Origin of the sequence: Pseudarthrobacter cremeus (assembly GCF_051857465.1) — a bacterium.
In the GTDB taxonomy this organism is placed as follows: domain Bacteria; phylum Actinomycetota; class Actinomycetes; order Actinomycetales; family Micrococcaceae; genus Arthrobacter.
On sequence record NZ_JBPZHC010000017.1, the window covers coordinates 22,278 to 37,931 of the forward strand.

Below are 15,654 nucleotides of genomic sequence, written 5' to 3' on the forward strand. Positions count from 1 at the left end.
CCCGGGCCATTGCACGAACGGTTCAGCTAACGTTCATCTACAAACGACAAAGAGTTCACCGCCCGCTGACAGAGTTACCCGTCGGAGTGCCGAACGGCGACATGAGTTCCGTCTGCCATGGGCGGTGCGGAGTTCCAAGGAAAGGACGCCACGTGCGTAAGGTTTTTCAGGAAGAGCTGACCCAGGTGGGTGAACAGCTCGTTGAGATTTCCGGGTTGGTCAGCGAGGCCATCGGGAAGGCCACCACCTCCTTCCAGGTCGCCGACGTGGATCTGGCCGAAGACGTTATTACTGCAGACGCCCGCATCGACTTCCTGCAGAACAGCCTGGATGAGCGTGCCATTGACATCCTCGCCCTGCAGGGACCGGTAGCCAGCGACCTCCGCATGATCGTGGGCGCCCTGCGCATGAGCGCTTCCCTGGAACGGATGGGTGATCTTGCCCGCCACATCGCACAGCTCGCACGCCTGCGCTTCCCGTCCACCGTGATCCCGGCCTCCATGACGGCCACGTTCGAGAAGATGGCCGAACTGGACCGGTTGATTGCCCAGAAACTCACCGTGCTGCTGGAAACCCGGGACCTTGAAGTTGCCCGGGATATCCTCAAGGCCAACACCACCATCGACGACCTTCACCTGAGCGTCTTCAAAGCGATCGCTTCCCCGGACTGGGCCGAGTCGCCCGCCACCACCGTGGACGTGGCCCTCGCCAGCCGTTACTTCGAACGCTTTGCCGACCACGGTGTGTCGGTGGCCCGCAAGGTGACCTACCTCGTCACCGGCGAATGGCAGCCACAGGCCCTCTAGCCCACGCTTCAGCCAACGACGGCGGGCCGGTCACCTCAGGTGACCGGCCCGCCGTCGTTGCTTTACCTTAATGCGAAGCCAGGATCCCGGCTGAGCTGCGTCCAAGGGAGGAACGACCGAGCAGCCAGCGGGATTCTCGGCGTAGCCCTATTTTTTGCCCTGGTTGGCCACTGCCAGAATGGCCTCCGCAGCGGCTTCCGGGTCCAGGTACGTTCCGCCTGCCTTAATCGGCTGGAAGTCCTCGTCGAGGTCGTAGACCAGCGGGATTCCGGTGGGGATGTTCAGGCCGGCAATAGCGTCGTCGCTGATGCCGTCCAGGTGTTTGACCAGCGCGCGCAGCGAATTGCCGTGCGCGGTGACCAGGACGGTCTTGCCGGCCTTCAGGTCTGCCTTGATGTCCGATTCCCAGTAAGGCAGCAGGCGGACCAGGACATCCTTGAGGCATTCGGTGCGCGGCATGGCGTCGCCCAGGTCCGCGTACCGGGGATCCCCCACCTGGGAGAACTCGGAGTCATCGGCAAGGGGCGGCGGCGGGGTGTCGTAGGAACGGCGCCATTCCATGAACTGCTCTTCGCCGTACTCGGCAAGCGTCTGGGCCTTGTCCTTGCCCTGCAGGGCGCCGTAGTGGCGTTCGTTCAGGCGCCAGTCGCGCTTGACCGGGATCCAGCCGCGGTCGGCCTTGTCCAGCGCGATGTTCGCCGTGTTGATGGCCCGCTTCAGAAGCGACGTGTACAGAATGTCCGGCAGGACGTTGTGCTCCACCAGGAGCTCACCACCGCGGGCTGCTTCCTCGCGCCCTTGGTCGTTCAGGTCTACGTCCACCCAGCCGGTGAACAGGTTCTTGGCGTTCCATTCGCTGTGGCCGTGGCGCAGCAGAATCAGCTTGTAAGTCATGATTTTCATCCTAGCTGAGCGGCGTTGCAGCCCGCCCAGCATTACAAGCCCTGTGCCGTTGCGAGGATAAGGTTGGGCAGTGGTGCAAAAAGCTGAACGGGTGGCGTCCGCCCGGATCTCCGGCAACAGCCCGGTCAGGATGGCCTCCAAGGGCAATCCCGGCCGTCCCGTCGGAAACGCCACCCGCGGCACCACCAATCCCAACCGGATGCGACGGCTGGACCGTTGGCTTACCGGACCGCAGGCCTGGCGGCTGCGGGCGGCCGAAGACCCTCTGGTGGTTGACCTGGGCTACGGCGCGACGCCGGCCACTGCCGTCGAACTCTTTGACCGCCTTCGCACTGTCCGGCACGATGTCCGGGTCTGCGGGATCGAAATAGAACCTGAGCGGGTCCGTGTGGCCAGGGCACTGGAACGGCCGGGGCTGACCTTCCTCGTGGGCGGCTTCGAATTGCCACTTGCCGGGCGGCCCGTGCTGGTCAGGGCCTTCAACGTCCTGAGGCAGTACGAGGAAGCGGATGTGGCAGGTATCTGGCGGCTGGTCCAGGGCCGTCTGGCTCCGGGCGGACTCTTTATTGACGGAACGTGCGATGAAATAGGACGGCGCGTGACGTGGGTTGCCCTCGATGCGGAGCGGCCATTGTCTCTGAGCATGTCCGTGCGGTTCGGCAGCTTTGATCTGCCCTCGGAAGTTGCGGAGCGGTTGCCGAAGGCGCTCATCCACCGCAACGTCCCGGGCGAACCTGTCCATCGGCTGATGCAGGCCATGGACCGGGCCTGGCTGGAGTCAGCGCCGCTGGCCCCCTTCGGCAACAGGCAGCGGTGGCATGCCATGTGCAAGGCACTGCGCGACGGCGGGTGGCCGGTTCAGGACGGGCCGTCGCGGTGGCGCCTGGGTGAGCTGACCGTGGGTTGGGAGGCGGTGGCTCCGCTGGGTTACCAGGGGCCGTAGGGCCCGGTGTTGCGGTTGCCGCCGCGGCCGGCGTCCTTGACTGCCGGCCGGACATCGGCCAGGTAGACGGAGGCGGCCACGACGGCGGCGAGGCCGAACAGGCCGAGGGTGCCGAAGATTCCGCCGCCGCTGCCAAAGAACGAGATGACACCGACCAGGGTGGCGCCACCGGTCAGCGCCAGCCAGAACGTCTTGGTCCGTTTGCCTGTGGCTTCGAAGGCGCCGGGCTTGTGCCGGACACAATCCAGCAGGGCCCACACTTCAAGCCCCAGTGCCACCAGGGCAAGGATAAAAAACAGGGCCGTTTCAACAGGCCGAATTATCAGTTCACCGTCCACCATCCAAGCCTAGCGGCCCAGTGAGTCCAGCGCCTGCTTCAAATCGGCCCAGAGGTCCTCGACATTTTCGATGCCTACACTCAGGCGCACCAGGTTCTCCGGCACACTCAGCGGTTCAGCGGTGTGCCGGCGGCGCCGTTCGATCAGCGATTCCACGCCGCCCAAGGAGGTAGCCGGCAGCCAGAGCTGCAGTTCCCGTACCAGTTTGTCCGCAGCGTCCGCCCCGTTCAGGCCGGCCGTGGGCGCGATCTCCACGCACACGATGGAGCCAAAACCCGTCATCTGCGACTTTGCCCGTTCATGGCCAGGGTCTGTGGGAAGTCCCGGAAAGCGGATGGCTTCGATGAGGGGGTGCGTGCTGAGGCGTTCGGCCAGGATGGCAGCCGAGGCCTGAGAGCGTTCCACGCGCAGGGCCAGTGTGCGGAGCCCGCGAAGTGCCAGCCATGCCTCGAATGGGCCTGCGATGCCGCCGTGGATGATGCGGTGGTGCAGCAGGGCCGCCCGGATGTCAGGGTTGGAGGTCACCAGGGCGCCGAGAACGACGTCGGAATGGCCGGCCAGGTACTTTGTCACGGAGTGCAGTACGACGTCCGAACCCAATGACAGGGGCTGCTGCACCAGCGGGGTGGAAAAGGTGTTGTCCGTGACGACTATGGCTCCCACCGCGTGGGCGGCCGCCGTGAGTTCGCGGATGTCCGCAATGCCCAGCATCGGGTTGGTGGGGCTTTCGAGCCAGAGCATCCTGGCCGCTTTCGCGTTCTGTCCCTGCGGGGCCAGCTGTTCCTTCACGGCGTCAGTGTCGGAGATGTCCACCGTCCGGAGTTCCAGGAAGCCCTTCTGGGCCAGCTCTGTGGCCATCACCAGCGAGCCGGCGTAGCTGTGCGAGGGCATGACCAGGACACCGCCTGCCGGCAGCAGGGACAGCGCGGAACTCACGGCGGCAAGCCCGGAAGCATAAAGCAGCCCGGGAAGCTCAGAGCCTTCCAACTGCCCGAGGGCTTCTTCGAAGGGGTCCCAGGTGGGATTGGCGTAGCGGCCGTAGCCACGGTCGCCGTCAGCCAGTGCGCCAGTTCCGAAATACGTCGAGGACAGCACGATAGGCGGGTTCACAGGCTCATCCCGCCTGCGTGGCGGCCGGCCGGCGGCAACCACCACCGTTTCGGCCGACAGGGACGCTGCGTGCTGCTCCGAAAGACTCATGGGGAAAGCGTACTTGGACGCCGGGCCGGGCCCGAAGTCGGCTGGGAAGTCGGTAGGCTTGAGCAGTGAACACGCAAAACCCCGGACTTTTCATCGCCTTCGAAGGCGGCGACGGTGCCGGCAAGTCCACGCAGGCGGCCCGGCTAGCCGGCGCCCTTGAGGCGCGCGGACTGAAGGTCCTGCAGACGCGCGAGCCCGGCGGCACTCCCATTGGCGAAAAGCTGCGCTCCCTGGTCCTTGACCACGGCCATGGCCACATCGATGCGCACACCGAAGCCCTGATTTTCGCAGCCTCGCGTGCTGCCCACGCCAGCCAGGTGATCCGCCCGGCGCTGGAACGCGGCGAGGTTGTCCTGACTGACCGTTACATTGACTCCTCCGTGGCGTACCAGGGCGCCGGCCGTGACCTCGGCGCCGATGCCGTCCGGTCGTTGAATGAATGGGCCACCTCCGGGCTCCAGCCCGATCTCACCGTGCTCCTGGATGTGGATCCCGCCGACGGGCGCCGCCGCCGCACCGCCGGTGATGCCGCTGAAGACCGCCTCGAATCTGAGGCGGACGAGTTCCATACCACCATCCGCGCGGCGTTCCTCGATCTGGCGGACAGCCGGCCGGAAACCTACCTTGTGGTGCCGGCCCACCTGCCCGTAGAAGAAATTGCGGAGCGGATCCTTGCCCGCGTCGACGCCCTTCTTGCTTCTGCGGGCAGGGGTGCCGCGTGACGGTCTGGGACGACCTGCAGGGCCAGCCCGCCGTCGTCGAACAGCTCCGGCACGCAACTTCCGGTGAGGGGCTCACCCATGCGTGGCTGTTCACCGGGCCGCCAGGGTCGGGGCGTTCCAACGCCGCCAAGGCCTTTGCCGCAGCGCTGAACTGCGATCAGGAGAACGTGGAGATGCGCGGGTGCGGTGAGTGCCCTGCCTGCCTGACCATCCTCGGGGAGACACATTCGGACGTCACGTTCGTCCGTACCGAAAAGGTCACCATTACCATTGATGAAGCGCGCGAGCTGGTGTCCACCGCGGGCAACCGGCCCTCGTCCGGGCGCTGGCGCATCATCGTGGTCGAAGATGCAGACCGGATGGCCGAACGCACCACGAACGTCCTGCTCAAGGCCATCGAGGAACCCACGCCGCGGACCATCTGGATGCTGTGCGCGCCGTCGCCTGCCGACGTTCTGGTGACCATCCGTTCCCGGTGCCGCGCTGTGGCTCTTCGCCTGCCGCCGGCCGCCGACGTCGCGGCGCTGCTCGTCAAGCGCGATGGCGTGGACCCTGCGCTGGCCGAACGTGCAGCCCGCGCTGCCCAGAGCCATGTGGGCATCGCCCGCCGGCTGGCGCGCGACCCCGAGGCGAGGGAACGCCGGCTGGAGACCGTCAGATTCCCGCTTGGGCTGCGCGGCGTGACCGCGGCGGTGATGATGGCGGACAAGCTGGTGAAGATCGCCACCGCAGAAGCCAACAGTTCCAATGAAGAGCGCGACGCCGCCGAGAAGGCCGCGCTGCTGGCCTCTCTGGGTGCCCCGGAGTCCGGGACGCTGCCGCCGGCCATGCGCAGCCAGGTCCGGCAGCTCGAAGATGATCAGAAGCGCCGGGCCAAAAGGTCCATCACCGATTCCCTGGACAGGACCCTGACAGACCTGCTGTCCTTCTACCGGGATATCCTGATTATCCAGCTTGGGAATGCTGTGGAGCTGGTGAACGTTGAGCTTAGGGGTGAGCTGGAGGAATTTGCCGGCAGGTCCACTCCCGAGACCACTTTGGCCCGCATGGATGCCATCAACAAAGCACGCCAACGCATCACCACCACCAACGTTGCTCCGCTGTTGACCATTGAGTCCATGGCAGCCAGCCTGATCTAGCCCGTTACAAGGAGACCTCTCGATGACTGCTCGCCCCCTGCCCGCGCGTTCCAGATCCCTGATGACTGGAATACGGGCTGCCGGCGCCCTTGTCCTGGCCCTGACGCTGGCTTCGTGCAGCATCCTCAACGGGGGCACCGAGGACAAGGCCCCTGCCACGGCAAAGGCAGACCCGTCCATCGTGGCGTCAGCACCGGCCGGACTGGATTCGTTCTATTCCCAGGAAGTCGTCTGGGAAGCATGCGAAGGCGGCGGCTTCCAGTGTGCCAAGGTGACGGTGCCCCTGAATTACGCGGAGCCCGACGGCGGGAAAATTCAGATAGCAGCGCTGAAGGCCCCCAGCACCGGCAATAAAACGGGAACCCTGCTGGTGAACCCCGGGGGTCCGGGCGGGTCCGGCTACGACTTTGTGAAGGACGCCGCCGCAACGCACTTCTCCCAGTCAGTCCGCGCCAGCTATGACGTCGTGGGCTTCGATCCCCGGGGGGTCAAGCGCTCCGCCCCCGTGAAGTGCATGACCGATGCAGAGCGGGACGCTTCCCGTGCCAAGGTGTACGCCCTGGACACCGACGCCGGGCTGGCGGCTGCGCTGGCGGACAACAAAGCCATCGCGGCGCACTGCGCCGAACAGACCGGACCCGTCCTCGCTCACATCGACACGGTCAGCTCGGCCAAGGACCTGGACATCCTGCGTGCGGTGGTCAACGACTCCAAGCTCAATTACCTGGGGTACTCCTACGGCACTTTCCTCGGCTCCACCTACGCCTCCCTCTTCCCGGACAACGTGGGCCGCATGGTCCTCGACGGCGCACTTGATCCATCCATCAGCAACGAGGAACTGACCAGCGGCCAGGCCGTTGCGTTTGAAAAAGCCATCAGAAGCTACGTCGCGCACTGCCTCGGGGAAAAGTCCTGTCCCCTCAGCGGCAGCGTCGACGACGGCGTCGGACAGATCCAGGACCTCATCAAGTCCGTCCAGGAGACGCCCCGGACGGCCAAGGACGGCCGCGTGGTGAACGCCAATACGTTCGTCAGCGGCCTTATCACGCCGCTCTACAACGACGAGAGCTGGCCGGCCCTGACCCAGTCCCTTGAAGCCGCATTCGCCGGCAATGTCAGCCTGATGCTCCGGCTGGCCGACCTCGGCGCGGACAGGGCCCCGAACGGGGAATACACGTCCAATTCGACTTTTGCCTTCAACGCGATCAACTGCCTGGACTACCCGATGGTTTCCGACACGGCCAGCATGCGCGCCGATGAAGAGAAGCTGCGTCAGGCCTCCCCCACGCTGGGCTACTTCTTCGCCTACGGTGGCACCAACTGTGCCGACTGGCCCTACGACAGCATCCGCACGCCCGCACCCGTGGAGTACAGCGGCCAATCTCCCATCGTCGTCATCGGAACAACGGGCGATCCGGCCACTCCGGTGGAGTGGGCCGCGTCCCTCCGCAAGCAGCTGGGGAACTCATCCCTGCTCACCTGGCAGGGTGAAGGACACACTGCCTACGGCCGCTCCAACAGCTGCCTCGAGGACGCTGTTGACGGTTACCTCGTGAACGGCAAGGTTCCCGCCGACAACACGGTCTGCTGACGGTTCGCTTCCGGCCCATTTTGACCCGGGCGGCGGGACTCTATTACAGTTGACTCTTGCATGAACCGCCCGGTTAGCCGGGAGTTCTCATGCGGTGCTTCCTTAGCTCAGTCGGTAGAGCGTTTCACTCGTAATGAAAAGGTCATCAGTTCGATTCTGATAGGAAGCTCGGGATAAACCCCGGACAGCCCCTAGTTCTAGGGGTTTCCGGGGTTTTTCGCTGGTTAAGCTCTGGCGGCCTTTTGGGCTCAGTGCACAGTTACGGCACACTTTGAGCTCTTCTGTTCGGTGTGAAACGGTCTGGACCGACCCGCGGCAGCGGGCGGCCCGCATGGCCGCCCGCTGCCGGTGTCAGGCCCGCTGGGCGCCCGGCTGGCCGTTACGGACCACGAAGGAAGCGTCGACGACGGCCGGCGCGGCGGTGTCTGCGGCAGAAGCCACTACGAGGTAATCGCTCCGGAACTCATCCGGGGTCACCGTGCAGCGGGTCCAGCCCCGCTTGTCCGGGTTGATGTAGCGGGTGTGCGGGTTGGCGGGCAGGCCGTTCTTGATTGCCTGGGCCCAGCCGCATCCGGAGCTGATCGAGGTTCCGACGAACTCCGTGGTGACGACCTTGGAGGCCGGGTCCGCGTGGTCGAGCAGGACATCGTTGACAAACGCGGAGTGCCAGTCGCCGCTCAGGATCACCGGGTTGGCCGGGTTCTGCTGGTTGATGAAGTTCGTGAGACGGTTCCGCGAAACGACGTAGCCGTCCCACTGGTCATGGTTTACCGAAATAACCTCGGACGGGTCATAGTCGTACTGGGCCATCATGGTCTGCTGGGCGATGACATTCCAGCGTGCGGACGAAGATGCGAGCCCCTGGAAGAGCCACTGTTCCTGCGCGTCCCCCATCAGCGTGCGTGAGGGGTCGTACACGCCGGGGTGCTGCGGGCCGCCCGGGAAGTTCTCGGTCAGCTGGTCCGAGCGGTATTGGCGGGTGTCCAGCACGTGGAATTTTGCCAGGTTGCCGTAGTCCAGTCCCCGGTAGAGGACCATGTCCGGGCCGGTGGGCCGTTGCGGACGGCGCAGCGGAAGGTGCTCGTAGTAGGCCTGGAAAGCGTTGGCGCGCAACTGCAGGAAACGCTGCGGGTCATTGGACGCCTCGTTGTCCGGCTGGGACACACCGGCAGCCCAGTTGTTTTCGACTTCGTGGTCATCGAAAGTCACGACGAACGGGAAGCGGGCGTGCGCGGCCTGCAGGTCGGGCGAACTCTTGTACTTGGCGTGGTTGTTGCGGAAGTCTGCCAGCGTCTCGTGGTTCCGGCCCTCATAGGTGTAGTCCCCTACGTGCACCACCAAGTCGAGGTCCTCCTGCGCCATGGTGCGGTACGCGGCATAGCGGCCGCCGGCCCAGGACTGGCACGAAGCAAGCGCGAAGGTGATCTTGCCCGGATCCGACTCTGCCGCCGGCGCCGTGCGGGTGTGTCCGACCGGGCTTTCCTCGCTGCCGACGCGGAAACGGAACCAGTAGTCCGCAGAGGGCAGCAGCCCGATGACTTCGGCGTGCACGGAGTGGGCAAGTTCAGGGGTGGCGCTTTCACTGCCCGCCCTAATGACTGTGCGGAATTCCGGGTCAGCGGCAACCTGCCAGCTCACCTGGACCGTGTACGGGGGCATCCCGCCCAGTCCGTCCGCAGCCTGGGGTTCGGGAGCCAACCGGGTCCACAGCACGACGCCGTCGGGTGTGGGGTCACCCGAAGCGACGCCAAGCGTGAAAGGGTTCTGCGGAAAGCGCGGTTCAGCCCATGCGGGGGCAGTGGAGAAGCCGTAGATGGCTGCTGTCGCGGCCGCGCCGCCCGACAGGGCGAAGAACTGGCGGCGGGATGTGGCAAAAGAACGGGACATGATGTCTCCTCAAAGGATTCGGCTGATGTCCCGCCCCATTCAGCCAGTGTGATCTGAGGGGACTATGAACCCATGGTGAACGTACTGCCAACTCGCACGGATGCGCCCACATCCATTACCGGGTGCCCGGCTTCCGGCGGCCCGGGTCGCATGCTTCACCCGCTCGACACCTGCCGTTGTCTGTCCTGCCATCCCAAGGGCCTAGGTTTGATCGCGCCCGGCCCACCGGGCACCCCAACACGCACCTGGAGCAGACATGAAAATGAAGCGCGTCCTGGCCATTGCAGCAGTCGCCGCGGCCACACTGACAGCCGGAACATCCGCTGTGGCCACTAACGGGCAAACGCCCGCGGGCCTCACAGCAGAAGCAGAGGCCTTCACCAGGGTGGACCGCAACACCCAGTGGGACCAGGTCCAGAAGCTCAAGCTGGACTTCCCGACCTTCCACCCGCAGGGCATGTCGCTGGTGGGCGACAAGATCTTCCTCAGCAGCGTCGAGATCCTCGAACCGACAGTGCGCTACCCCTCGCCCGTCGACGGATACGACCGCACCACCGGCAAGGGCCGCGGCCACGTCTTCGTGATCGACCGGCAGGGGAAGCTGCTCAAAGACATCGTCGTGGGTGAGGACACGATCTACCACCCGGGCGGCACGGACTTCGACGGCGAGAAGGTCTGGGTTCCGGTGGCCGAGTACCGGCCCAACAGCAGCTCCATCGTCTACACCATCAACCCGGACACCTACGAGCTCACGGAGCAGTTCCGTCAGGCGGACCACGTCGGCGGAGTCGTCGCCGACCGCAAGACCAACCGCATCAGCGGCGTCAGCTGGGGTTCGCGCAAGCTGTTCACCTGGAACAGCCAAGGCAGGCTCCTGGGGACGCAGGCCAACCCAAGCCACTTCATCGACTACCAGGACTGCGAGTACGCGGGCGCCGGGCACCAGCTCTGCTCGGGTGTTACCGGGCTCAAGACTGCTGACGGGAAGCCTTTCGAGCTCGGCGGCCTCGCCCTGACCGACCTCACGGACGGAACGATCGTCCACGAGGTCCCGTTCCAGAAGTTCTCCACCGCCGGCCACTCGATGACGCGAAACCCGGTTGCCCTGGAATCCGACGGCGGCGTGCTGCGCCTGTTTGCCGCCCCCGACGACGGCGAAGAAGCCGCGGGCACCGAACTCTTCGTGTTTGAAGCCCGGCCCTGACCAGGCCCGACCCCAGGCGATAGTAATCCGGGGCCACGGAGGGGACCGTACTCATGTCCCCTCCGTGGCAACGCCGCCTGACGGGCAGCACTCTCACGCCAGAGTGCTGCCCCTCAGGCGCCCCCCCGGTCAGCCCCAGACTTCGGTCATCTGCTCGGCAAGGGCTCTGCCTTGGTTGTAACCGGCCCGGGCAGCAGGCTGACGCAGCGACGGATCCATCGCATTGGCGCCGAACATGTGCTCGGAACTGTTATCCGGGAAGACTGTTTCGACTCTGCTGCCATGGGCGCGTAGTTCGTCGACCTGTGTTGCTAGATGCGTGCCCCAGCCCATCGGAGTCCGTGACCTGCCGCCGAATGGTGACAGCACCAGCACCCGTGCGTATCCGGCTGCCAGATCGGCATTATCGGCGTTGGACCGGTAGCCGCCGTCGATGTACCGGTGGTCCCCGATCCTGTAAGGAAGGCCGCTGGCACAACTGGCGGCCACGGCGTCCACCAGGTCCACCCCGCTGTGGCGGTCGAATACCACCGGTTCACCGGTGAAGGCATCCACCGCCGTCAATAGCACTGTGCGTTCAGGCCAGCGCTGGGATGGCAGCCGGGCGGCGACGGTGGCGCGCCACCGCATTTGCCAGGAGCCGTCCGACGCCGCATCCATGTCCAGTGCCGCCGCACCCATCCTGCGGCGCATGTCAGCCGCATCCTCAGCGGCGGCGATGATTCTGCCCGTTCTCTCCATCTGGTCCGCCGCCAGCCCCGTGCGAACACGGGTACCCCCGGATCCGACCGGAGCAGTTTGTGGCTGGGGCATGGCGGAAAGGATGTCGGCGAGCAGCCGGGCCGGGCCCGCGCCGGCTATCTGGGCCGCGGCAGTCGATCCGGCTGACGTCCCGACGGTGAGGTCGGCTGTGGTCACGTCCAGCCCGGCGTCGAAGAGGCCGGCGATGACGCCGATCAGCCACGCATTGCCTGACGATCCGCCGCCGCCGAGGACCAACGCACGCTCGTGCGCGGCGCGCACCGGCCTTGCGGCGTCGACCTGCGGATGCTCCTGGTCGGAGGCTGGCAGGTCGGAGGCCGACAGATCGGAGCCTGGCAGGTCGGAGGCCGCCGTCGGGGTTAAGTGCATCGGTGAAGAAGGTTTTGTATTCATGGGAGTCGCCTTTCGCGAATTGCCTGTCAGGCGCTCCCGGCTGCGGCTATCTCAGTCGCGCGATCGTGAACTGCAAGGGAGCACCCACTGTGGATACTGCGTTCATGGGTCTCACCTCCTGCGAAATTTGGTCACGATTACCGGAAAGCTATCACGACGCCGGCGCGGTGCGCCATGGGTACTTCCGGCTGGACACGGAATCTGGGATCATGCAGACAAGTCTCCAGACAAAGGGACACCGACTACCGGTAACGGCGAAATTCTGCCTCACCGAGGTATCCCCCTGGAAGACCACATGGACACATTAACCTCGATTTTCATCGTCCTTGCTGCGGCGGTGCTCTGGGTCGCGGTCACCTCCAGCATGCTTGCCCTTCTCGGCCACGCTGAACGCCGCGCAGGGCTCAGGGAGCCACGAAAGAGGCCCGCTGGTCTCAGGCGGAGGCATGTGACCGGAAGGCCACGAAAACTGAGAGTGGTACGCAGTCGCACATCCCGGCTGATAACCACGCACCGCTGAGGCAGGTAGCCAACACATGACAGGGCACCGGTCACCGGCGCGTGAGCCGGCCGCCGTTCACCCAGGCCACTACTCCGACGATCAGCCAGAGTACCGCACCCCAGATAAGCACCGGGATCACGAGCGGGACCCCTGATGTAGCCTCTGAGCCCAGGGCGGCAAGGACGAACGTGGTTGCCGAGATGGGCGCGTGCATCAGGATTGCCAGGAGCAGGCTCTGGGTCCGATCGTAAACCCACACCACGAGGACCCTGTACGGAGGCAGCCACGCGAACAGGAAAACCACCACCACAAGTAGGTTCGGCAACGTGCCCGAGGGATCCGTCGTCCCGCCGAACATCGGGAAGTGCCAGGCGCCCCACAGCAGACCCATGATGAGCCCGGTGATGAGAACGCTGAAACGCCGCCGCAGCCAGGGCAGGGCAAATCCTGTCCAGCCGAGCTCTTCGAGCAGCCCGACCATAAGTCCAAGCGCCAGGCCGGCCGCCACGAGGCCGAAGGCGTCGGCAGCGGGAACGAAGTTCGGACGGAACTCCTGGAACGAGAAGGAAAGGCCCAGCGTTGTTGCCCCAGTCACGGCCGGTCCGGTCAGAAGCGCGACGAGGTACCAGCGGATTCCAACTTGCCAGCGCCGCAATCCTGCGGCGAGCCGGCGCAGACCAGCCCTTCCATCCACCAGAACTGTCATGGAGAGGCCGGCGACGCTTGGGCCGGCAGTCAGCATCACTCCCCCGACCATTGGCATCGTCGCGCCGGTGCTGAACATCCCGCGGGGCCCCATGACTAGGACAATTCCACCCCACGAGATGGCGAACACCAGTATGTAGTAGGAAACCACCGGGTGATGCCTGAGGAACGGTCTGATACCGTTCCCGGATTCCGCTGGAACCCCGGGCTCCAGCGTTGCGCCCCGCCGTCGTTGGTTAGCCGTTGCCATCCCGGCCTCCTCGCGAACACCTCCCGTGCCATCTTTCAGATGGCATATCCCCCTGAATCAAACGTCCAACGCCGGCACCGGCGGCGCAAGGGACGAAGGTCCCACCCCGGGCCCGCGCATTGTCCGTGTGGACACCCTCAGTTCATCCAGATGTCACTCCCCGCTGCTAGTGTCCGGCCATGGATGAACTGTTGCTGGTGCCGGGTTCTGCCGCTTTACGTGATCTGACGGGAAGGACCGGCTTCGACGTCGACTTCCTCGGCCTGCGGGTGGGTGTTCCTGTGTTGGCCGGTACTGAAACTGTGCTGCTGCCATACACACACTTCTCGGTGCTCATGCGGCTGGACAAGCGCCTTGCCGCGGTCACTGCCCTCGGTATCGACGGGGACAAGCTGATGGACCTGGACCGGTCCGGCATCCAGTGGCGTCTGGACACCAGGCTGGCGGACCATCAGCAGACCGGCGAGCGGGTCTATGCGCGCAATGACATCGACCGTGGACACATGGTCCGGCGCGCCTCAGCTGTCTGGGGCGAGTCCCGGGCCGAGGCAGCGCAGGCCAATGAGGACACATTCCACTACACGAACGCCGCACCGCAGGCCGCGAACTTCGACCAGGGCCTGGACCTGTGGCTCGGCATGGAGTCCTATCTGCTGGAGCACGCAGCAGACTATGGACGCCGGCTCATCGTCTTGACCGGGCCGATTTTCGGGGACCACGATCCGGTGTACCGGGGAGTGGACATCCCCTTGATGTTCTTCAAGGTCGCCGCGTTCCTGCAGGAGGGGCAGCTGGCGGCCACCGGCTACATCGTGGATCAGACACCCCAACTGGCCGACCTGCCCGGTTTTCCCCGGCCGGGCACCGTCGACGAGGCGCCCCCGTTGGGCCCGTTCCGGACCTACCAAGTGCCCATCCGGGACATCGCCGCCCTCACTGGCCTGGATCTGGACCAGCTCGTGGCCGTGGACCGGATGCCCATCGCCGCGGAACTGCCCACAGCCCGCCTGACCTCCACGTGGCGGAGGATTGCCTCCCCAGAGGACCTTGACCTGGATTTCGACCTGAACGGCGTCGAATAAAGCGTGCCCGATGGGCCTGCAGCGCGTACCGCAGGTCCGCGGAATCAGGTACCGGCTACTCGGGCGCCTTTCCGTTGTTTCTTTTAGGCTGTGTGAACAGTCCAGGTCACACCAGGGCTGTCGGCTTCGGGGTCAACCCCGATTCCCCTGGCTGGGCAGGGGCGCGAGACCGGGGCCGGTGACGAAGGTGCGCGACTGAGACCGCGCGCACCCGCCCCCAGCCGTCACCGGTCCCTCAACTCCTAGCCTGCGTGTCATCTCCGCAACCCCTCCGGACTCCATGTTCACGACGTTGTCCAGCCACCGTTCAGAGGGCCGTTCAGCCGCCCACATGATGAATCGTGAAGGCAGTGAGGAAGCCGACTGCCGCCGTTAAGCCCGTCAGATTATGGTGTTCTTCAAAAGCTTCGGGAATCATCGTGTCAGCGAGCATGGCGAGGATGCCACCTGCGGCTATGGCTGTAATGAACGCCACCAGTTCCGCCGGGGCGTTCTCCAGAGTCGTGTAGCCAAGCAGGGAGGAAATCCCGCAGAACACCGCTATGGACGTCCAGACCCCAAAGACGTAGAGCGGACTTCGGCCTGCCCGCTTCATCCCCGCGGTGCTGGACAGCCCCTCCGGAACGTTGGAGATGAAAACGGCGGCAAGCATTGCAGGGCTGACCGTGCCGGCCGCGACCAGTCCCAGGCCGAGAACCACTGACTCGGGGATGCCGTCGATCAGGGCACCGATGGCAATAGCTGTTCCGCTGCCGGGTGCTCCTGTTCCGAAGGATGCATTGGCCCTGACCGCTTCCGGTGCTTTGCACCGGCCCGGCTGAGCAGGATGTTCGAACCGACAAAGATCAGCGCGCCGGCAAGGAAACCTACGACGGTTGGCATAAGCCCGCCGCCCCGGACAGCCTCATCGACAAGTTCAAAAGCCAGAGCCGAGATCAGGACACCCGCGCCGAAGGCCATGACCGTTGACACGACTTTCTTCGGGACCTTCCAGACCCAGGCGATCCCGGATCCCAGGACCAGTGCCGCACCCGCCACTGTTCCCCAGATCAGTGCCTGCATCCACATTGGCATGAGTTACCCCTCCGGTCCGGTCGCCGTGACTGCCAGCGGACATGCGTACCGGCCTCAGGGGAGAATACAGTGCTTTCGTGCCCCGGGCATGCGGCCCGTCCGTGGGTTGTGGATTCCTGCCCGGCCCATGCCTTCTTCAGCCGGGCATCCCGC

The 15,654-nt window shown here is 65.2% G+C and carries 13 protein-coding genes, 1 tRNA gene and 1 pseudogene; 8 read left to right on the forward strand and 7 right to left on the reverse strand.

What is annotated here, in order from left to right; genetic code table 11:
- The first annotated feature begins 152 nt into the window (after positions 1-152).
- Positions 153-806 carry a phosphate signaling complex protein PhoU gene (phoU, locus tag ACS5PJ_RS20895; RefSeq protein WP_439436771.1) on the forward strand — a complete coding sequence of 218 codons (654 nt, stop codon included), beginning with the start codon at positions 153-155 and terminating at the stop codon, positions 804-806.
- 147 nt (positions 807-953) lie between these two features.
- On the opposite strand, the gene ACS5PJ_RS20900 is transcribed toward phoU, so the two are convergent.
- On the reverse strand, positions 954-1,700 hold the full coding sequence (locus tag ACS5PJ_RS20900; RefSeq protein ID WP_439436772.1) for a phosphoglyceromutase: 747 nt from the start codon (positions 1,698-1,700) through the stop codon (positions 954-956).
- A gap of 79 nt (positions 1,701-1,779) precedes the next feature.
- Between ACS5PJ_RS20900 and ACS5PJ_RS20905 the strand changes: the two genes are divergently transcribed.
- A complete protein-coding gene (locus ACS5PJ_RS20905) occupies positions 1,780-2,652 on the forward strand; it encodes a class I SAM-dependent methyltransferase (RefSeq protein WP_439436773.1) in 873 nt (290 codons plus the stop codon).
- On the opposite strand, the gene ACS5PJ_RS20910 is transcribed toward ACS5PJ_RS20905, so the two are convergent.
- Both ACS5PJ_RS20910 and ACS5PJ_RS20915 read right to left on the reverse strand, forming a co-directional pair.
- Positions 2,637-2,990, reverse strand: coding sequence for a DUF2516 family protein (locus ACS5PJ_RS20910; RefSeq protein ID WP_439436801.1), 354 nt, complete (start codon positions 2,988-2,990; stop codon positions 2,637-2,639). The genes ACS5PJ_RS20905 and ACS5PJ_RS20910 overlap by 16 nt on opposite strands.
- A gap of 9 nt (positions 2,991-2,999) precedes the next feature.
- Positions 3,000-4,190: a trans-sulfuration enzyme family protein gene (locus ACS5PJ_RS20915; protein WP_439436774.1), complete on the reverse strand. Its 1,191-nt coding sequence runs from the start codon at positions 4,188-4,190 to the stop codon at positions 3,000-3,002.
- A gap of 65 nt (positions 4,191-4,255) precedes the next feature.
- Here ACS5PJ_RS20915 and tmk point away from each other — a divergent pair, with 65 nt between their 5' ends.
- The 4 genes from tmk to ACS5PJ_RS20935 all read left to right on the forward strand — a co-directional run bounded on the left by tmk (position 4,256) and on the right by ACS5PJ_RS20935 (position 7,811).
- Positions 4,256-4,912 (forward strand): dTMP kinase, encoded by a 657-nt coding sequence (gene tmk, locus ACS5PJ_RS20920; protein ID WP_439436775.1) that lies wholly within the window; start codon positions 4,256-4,258, stop codon positions 4,910-4,912.
- Entirely contained in the window at positions 4,909-6,051 is a 1,143-nt protein-coding gene (locus ACS5PJ_RS20925) for a DNA polymerase III subunit delta' (RefSeq protein WP_439436776.1), read from the forward strand. Before tmk ends, ACS5PJ_RS20925 begins: the two co-directional genes overlap by 4 nt.
- A gap of 22 nt (positions 6,052-6,073) precedes the next feature.
- Positions 6,074-7,642, forward strand: coding sequence for an alpha/beta hydrolase (locus tag ACS5PJ_RS20930; RefSeq protein ID WP_439436777.1), 1,569 nt, complete (start codon positions 6,074-6,076; stop codon positions 7,640-7,642).
- A gap of 96 nt (positions 7,643-7,738) precedes the next feature.
- Positions 7,739-7,811: transfer RNA gene (locus tag ACS5PJ_RS20935), tRNA-Thr, on the forward strand.
- 182 nt (positions 7,812-7,993) lie between these two features.
- Here ACS5PJ_RS20935 and ACS5PJ_RS20940 read toward each other — a convergent pair.
- Positions 7,994-9,529, reverse strand: coding sequence for an alkaline phosphatase D family protein (locus tag ACS5PJ_RS20940; protein ID WP_439436778.1), 1,536 nt, complete (start codon positions 9,527-9,529; stop codon positions 7,994-7,996).
- A gap of 256 nt (positions 9,530-9,785) precedes the next feature.
- Between ACS5PJ_RS20940 and ACS5PJ_RS20945 the strand changes: the two genes are divergently transcribed.
- On the forward strand, positions 9,786-10,733 hold the full coding sequence (locus ACS5PJ_RS20945; RefSeq protein WP_439436779.1) for a DUF6454 family protein: 948 nt from the start codon (positions 9,786-9,788) through the stop codon (positions 10,731-10,733).
- Positions 10,734-10,862: 129 nt separating this feature from the next.
- On the opposite strand, the gene ACS5PJ_RS20950 is transcribed toward ACS5PJ_RS20945, so the two are convergent.
- Together ACS5PJ_RS20950 and ACS5PJ_RS20955 are read right to left on the reverse strand one after the other, a co-directional pair.
- Positions 10,863-11,888 (reverse strand): patatin-like phospholipase family protein, encoded by a 1,026-nt coding sequence (locus ACS5PJ_RS20950; protein ID WP_439436780.1) that lies wholly within the window; start codon positions 11,886-11,888, stop codon positions 10,863-10,865.
- 551 nt (positions 11,889-12,439) lie between these two features.
- On the reverse strand, positions 12,440-13,345 hold the full coding sequence (locus ACS5PJ_RS20955; RefSeq protein WP_439436781.1) for a CPBP family intramembrane glutamic endopeptidase: 906 nt from the start codon (positions 13,343-13,345) through the stop codon (positions 12,440-12,442).
- A gap of 179 nt (positions 13,346-13,524) precedes the next feature.
- Between ACS5PJ_RS20955 and ACS5PJ_RS20960 the strand changes: the two genes are divergently transcribed.
- Positions 13,525-14,427, forward strand: a complete 903-nt coding sequence (locus ACS5PJ_RS20960) for a DNA/RNA non-specific endonuclease (protein WP_439436782.1) — start codon at positions 13,525-13,527, stop codon at positions 14,425-14,427.
- Between the two features lie 319 nt (positions 14,428-14,746).
- On the opposite strand, the pseudogene ACS5PJ_RS20965 reads toward ACS5PJ_RS20960, so the two are convergent.
- Positions 14,747-15,501, reverse strand: a pseudogene (locus ACS5PJ_RS20965) (ZIP family metal transporter).
- Positions 15,502-15,654 lie beyond the last annotated feature (153 nt).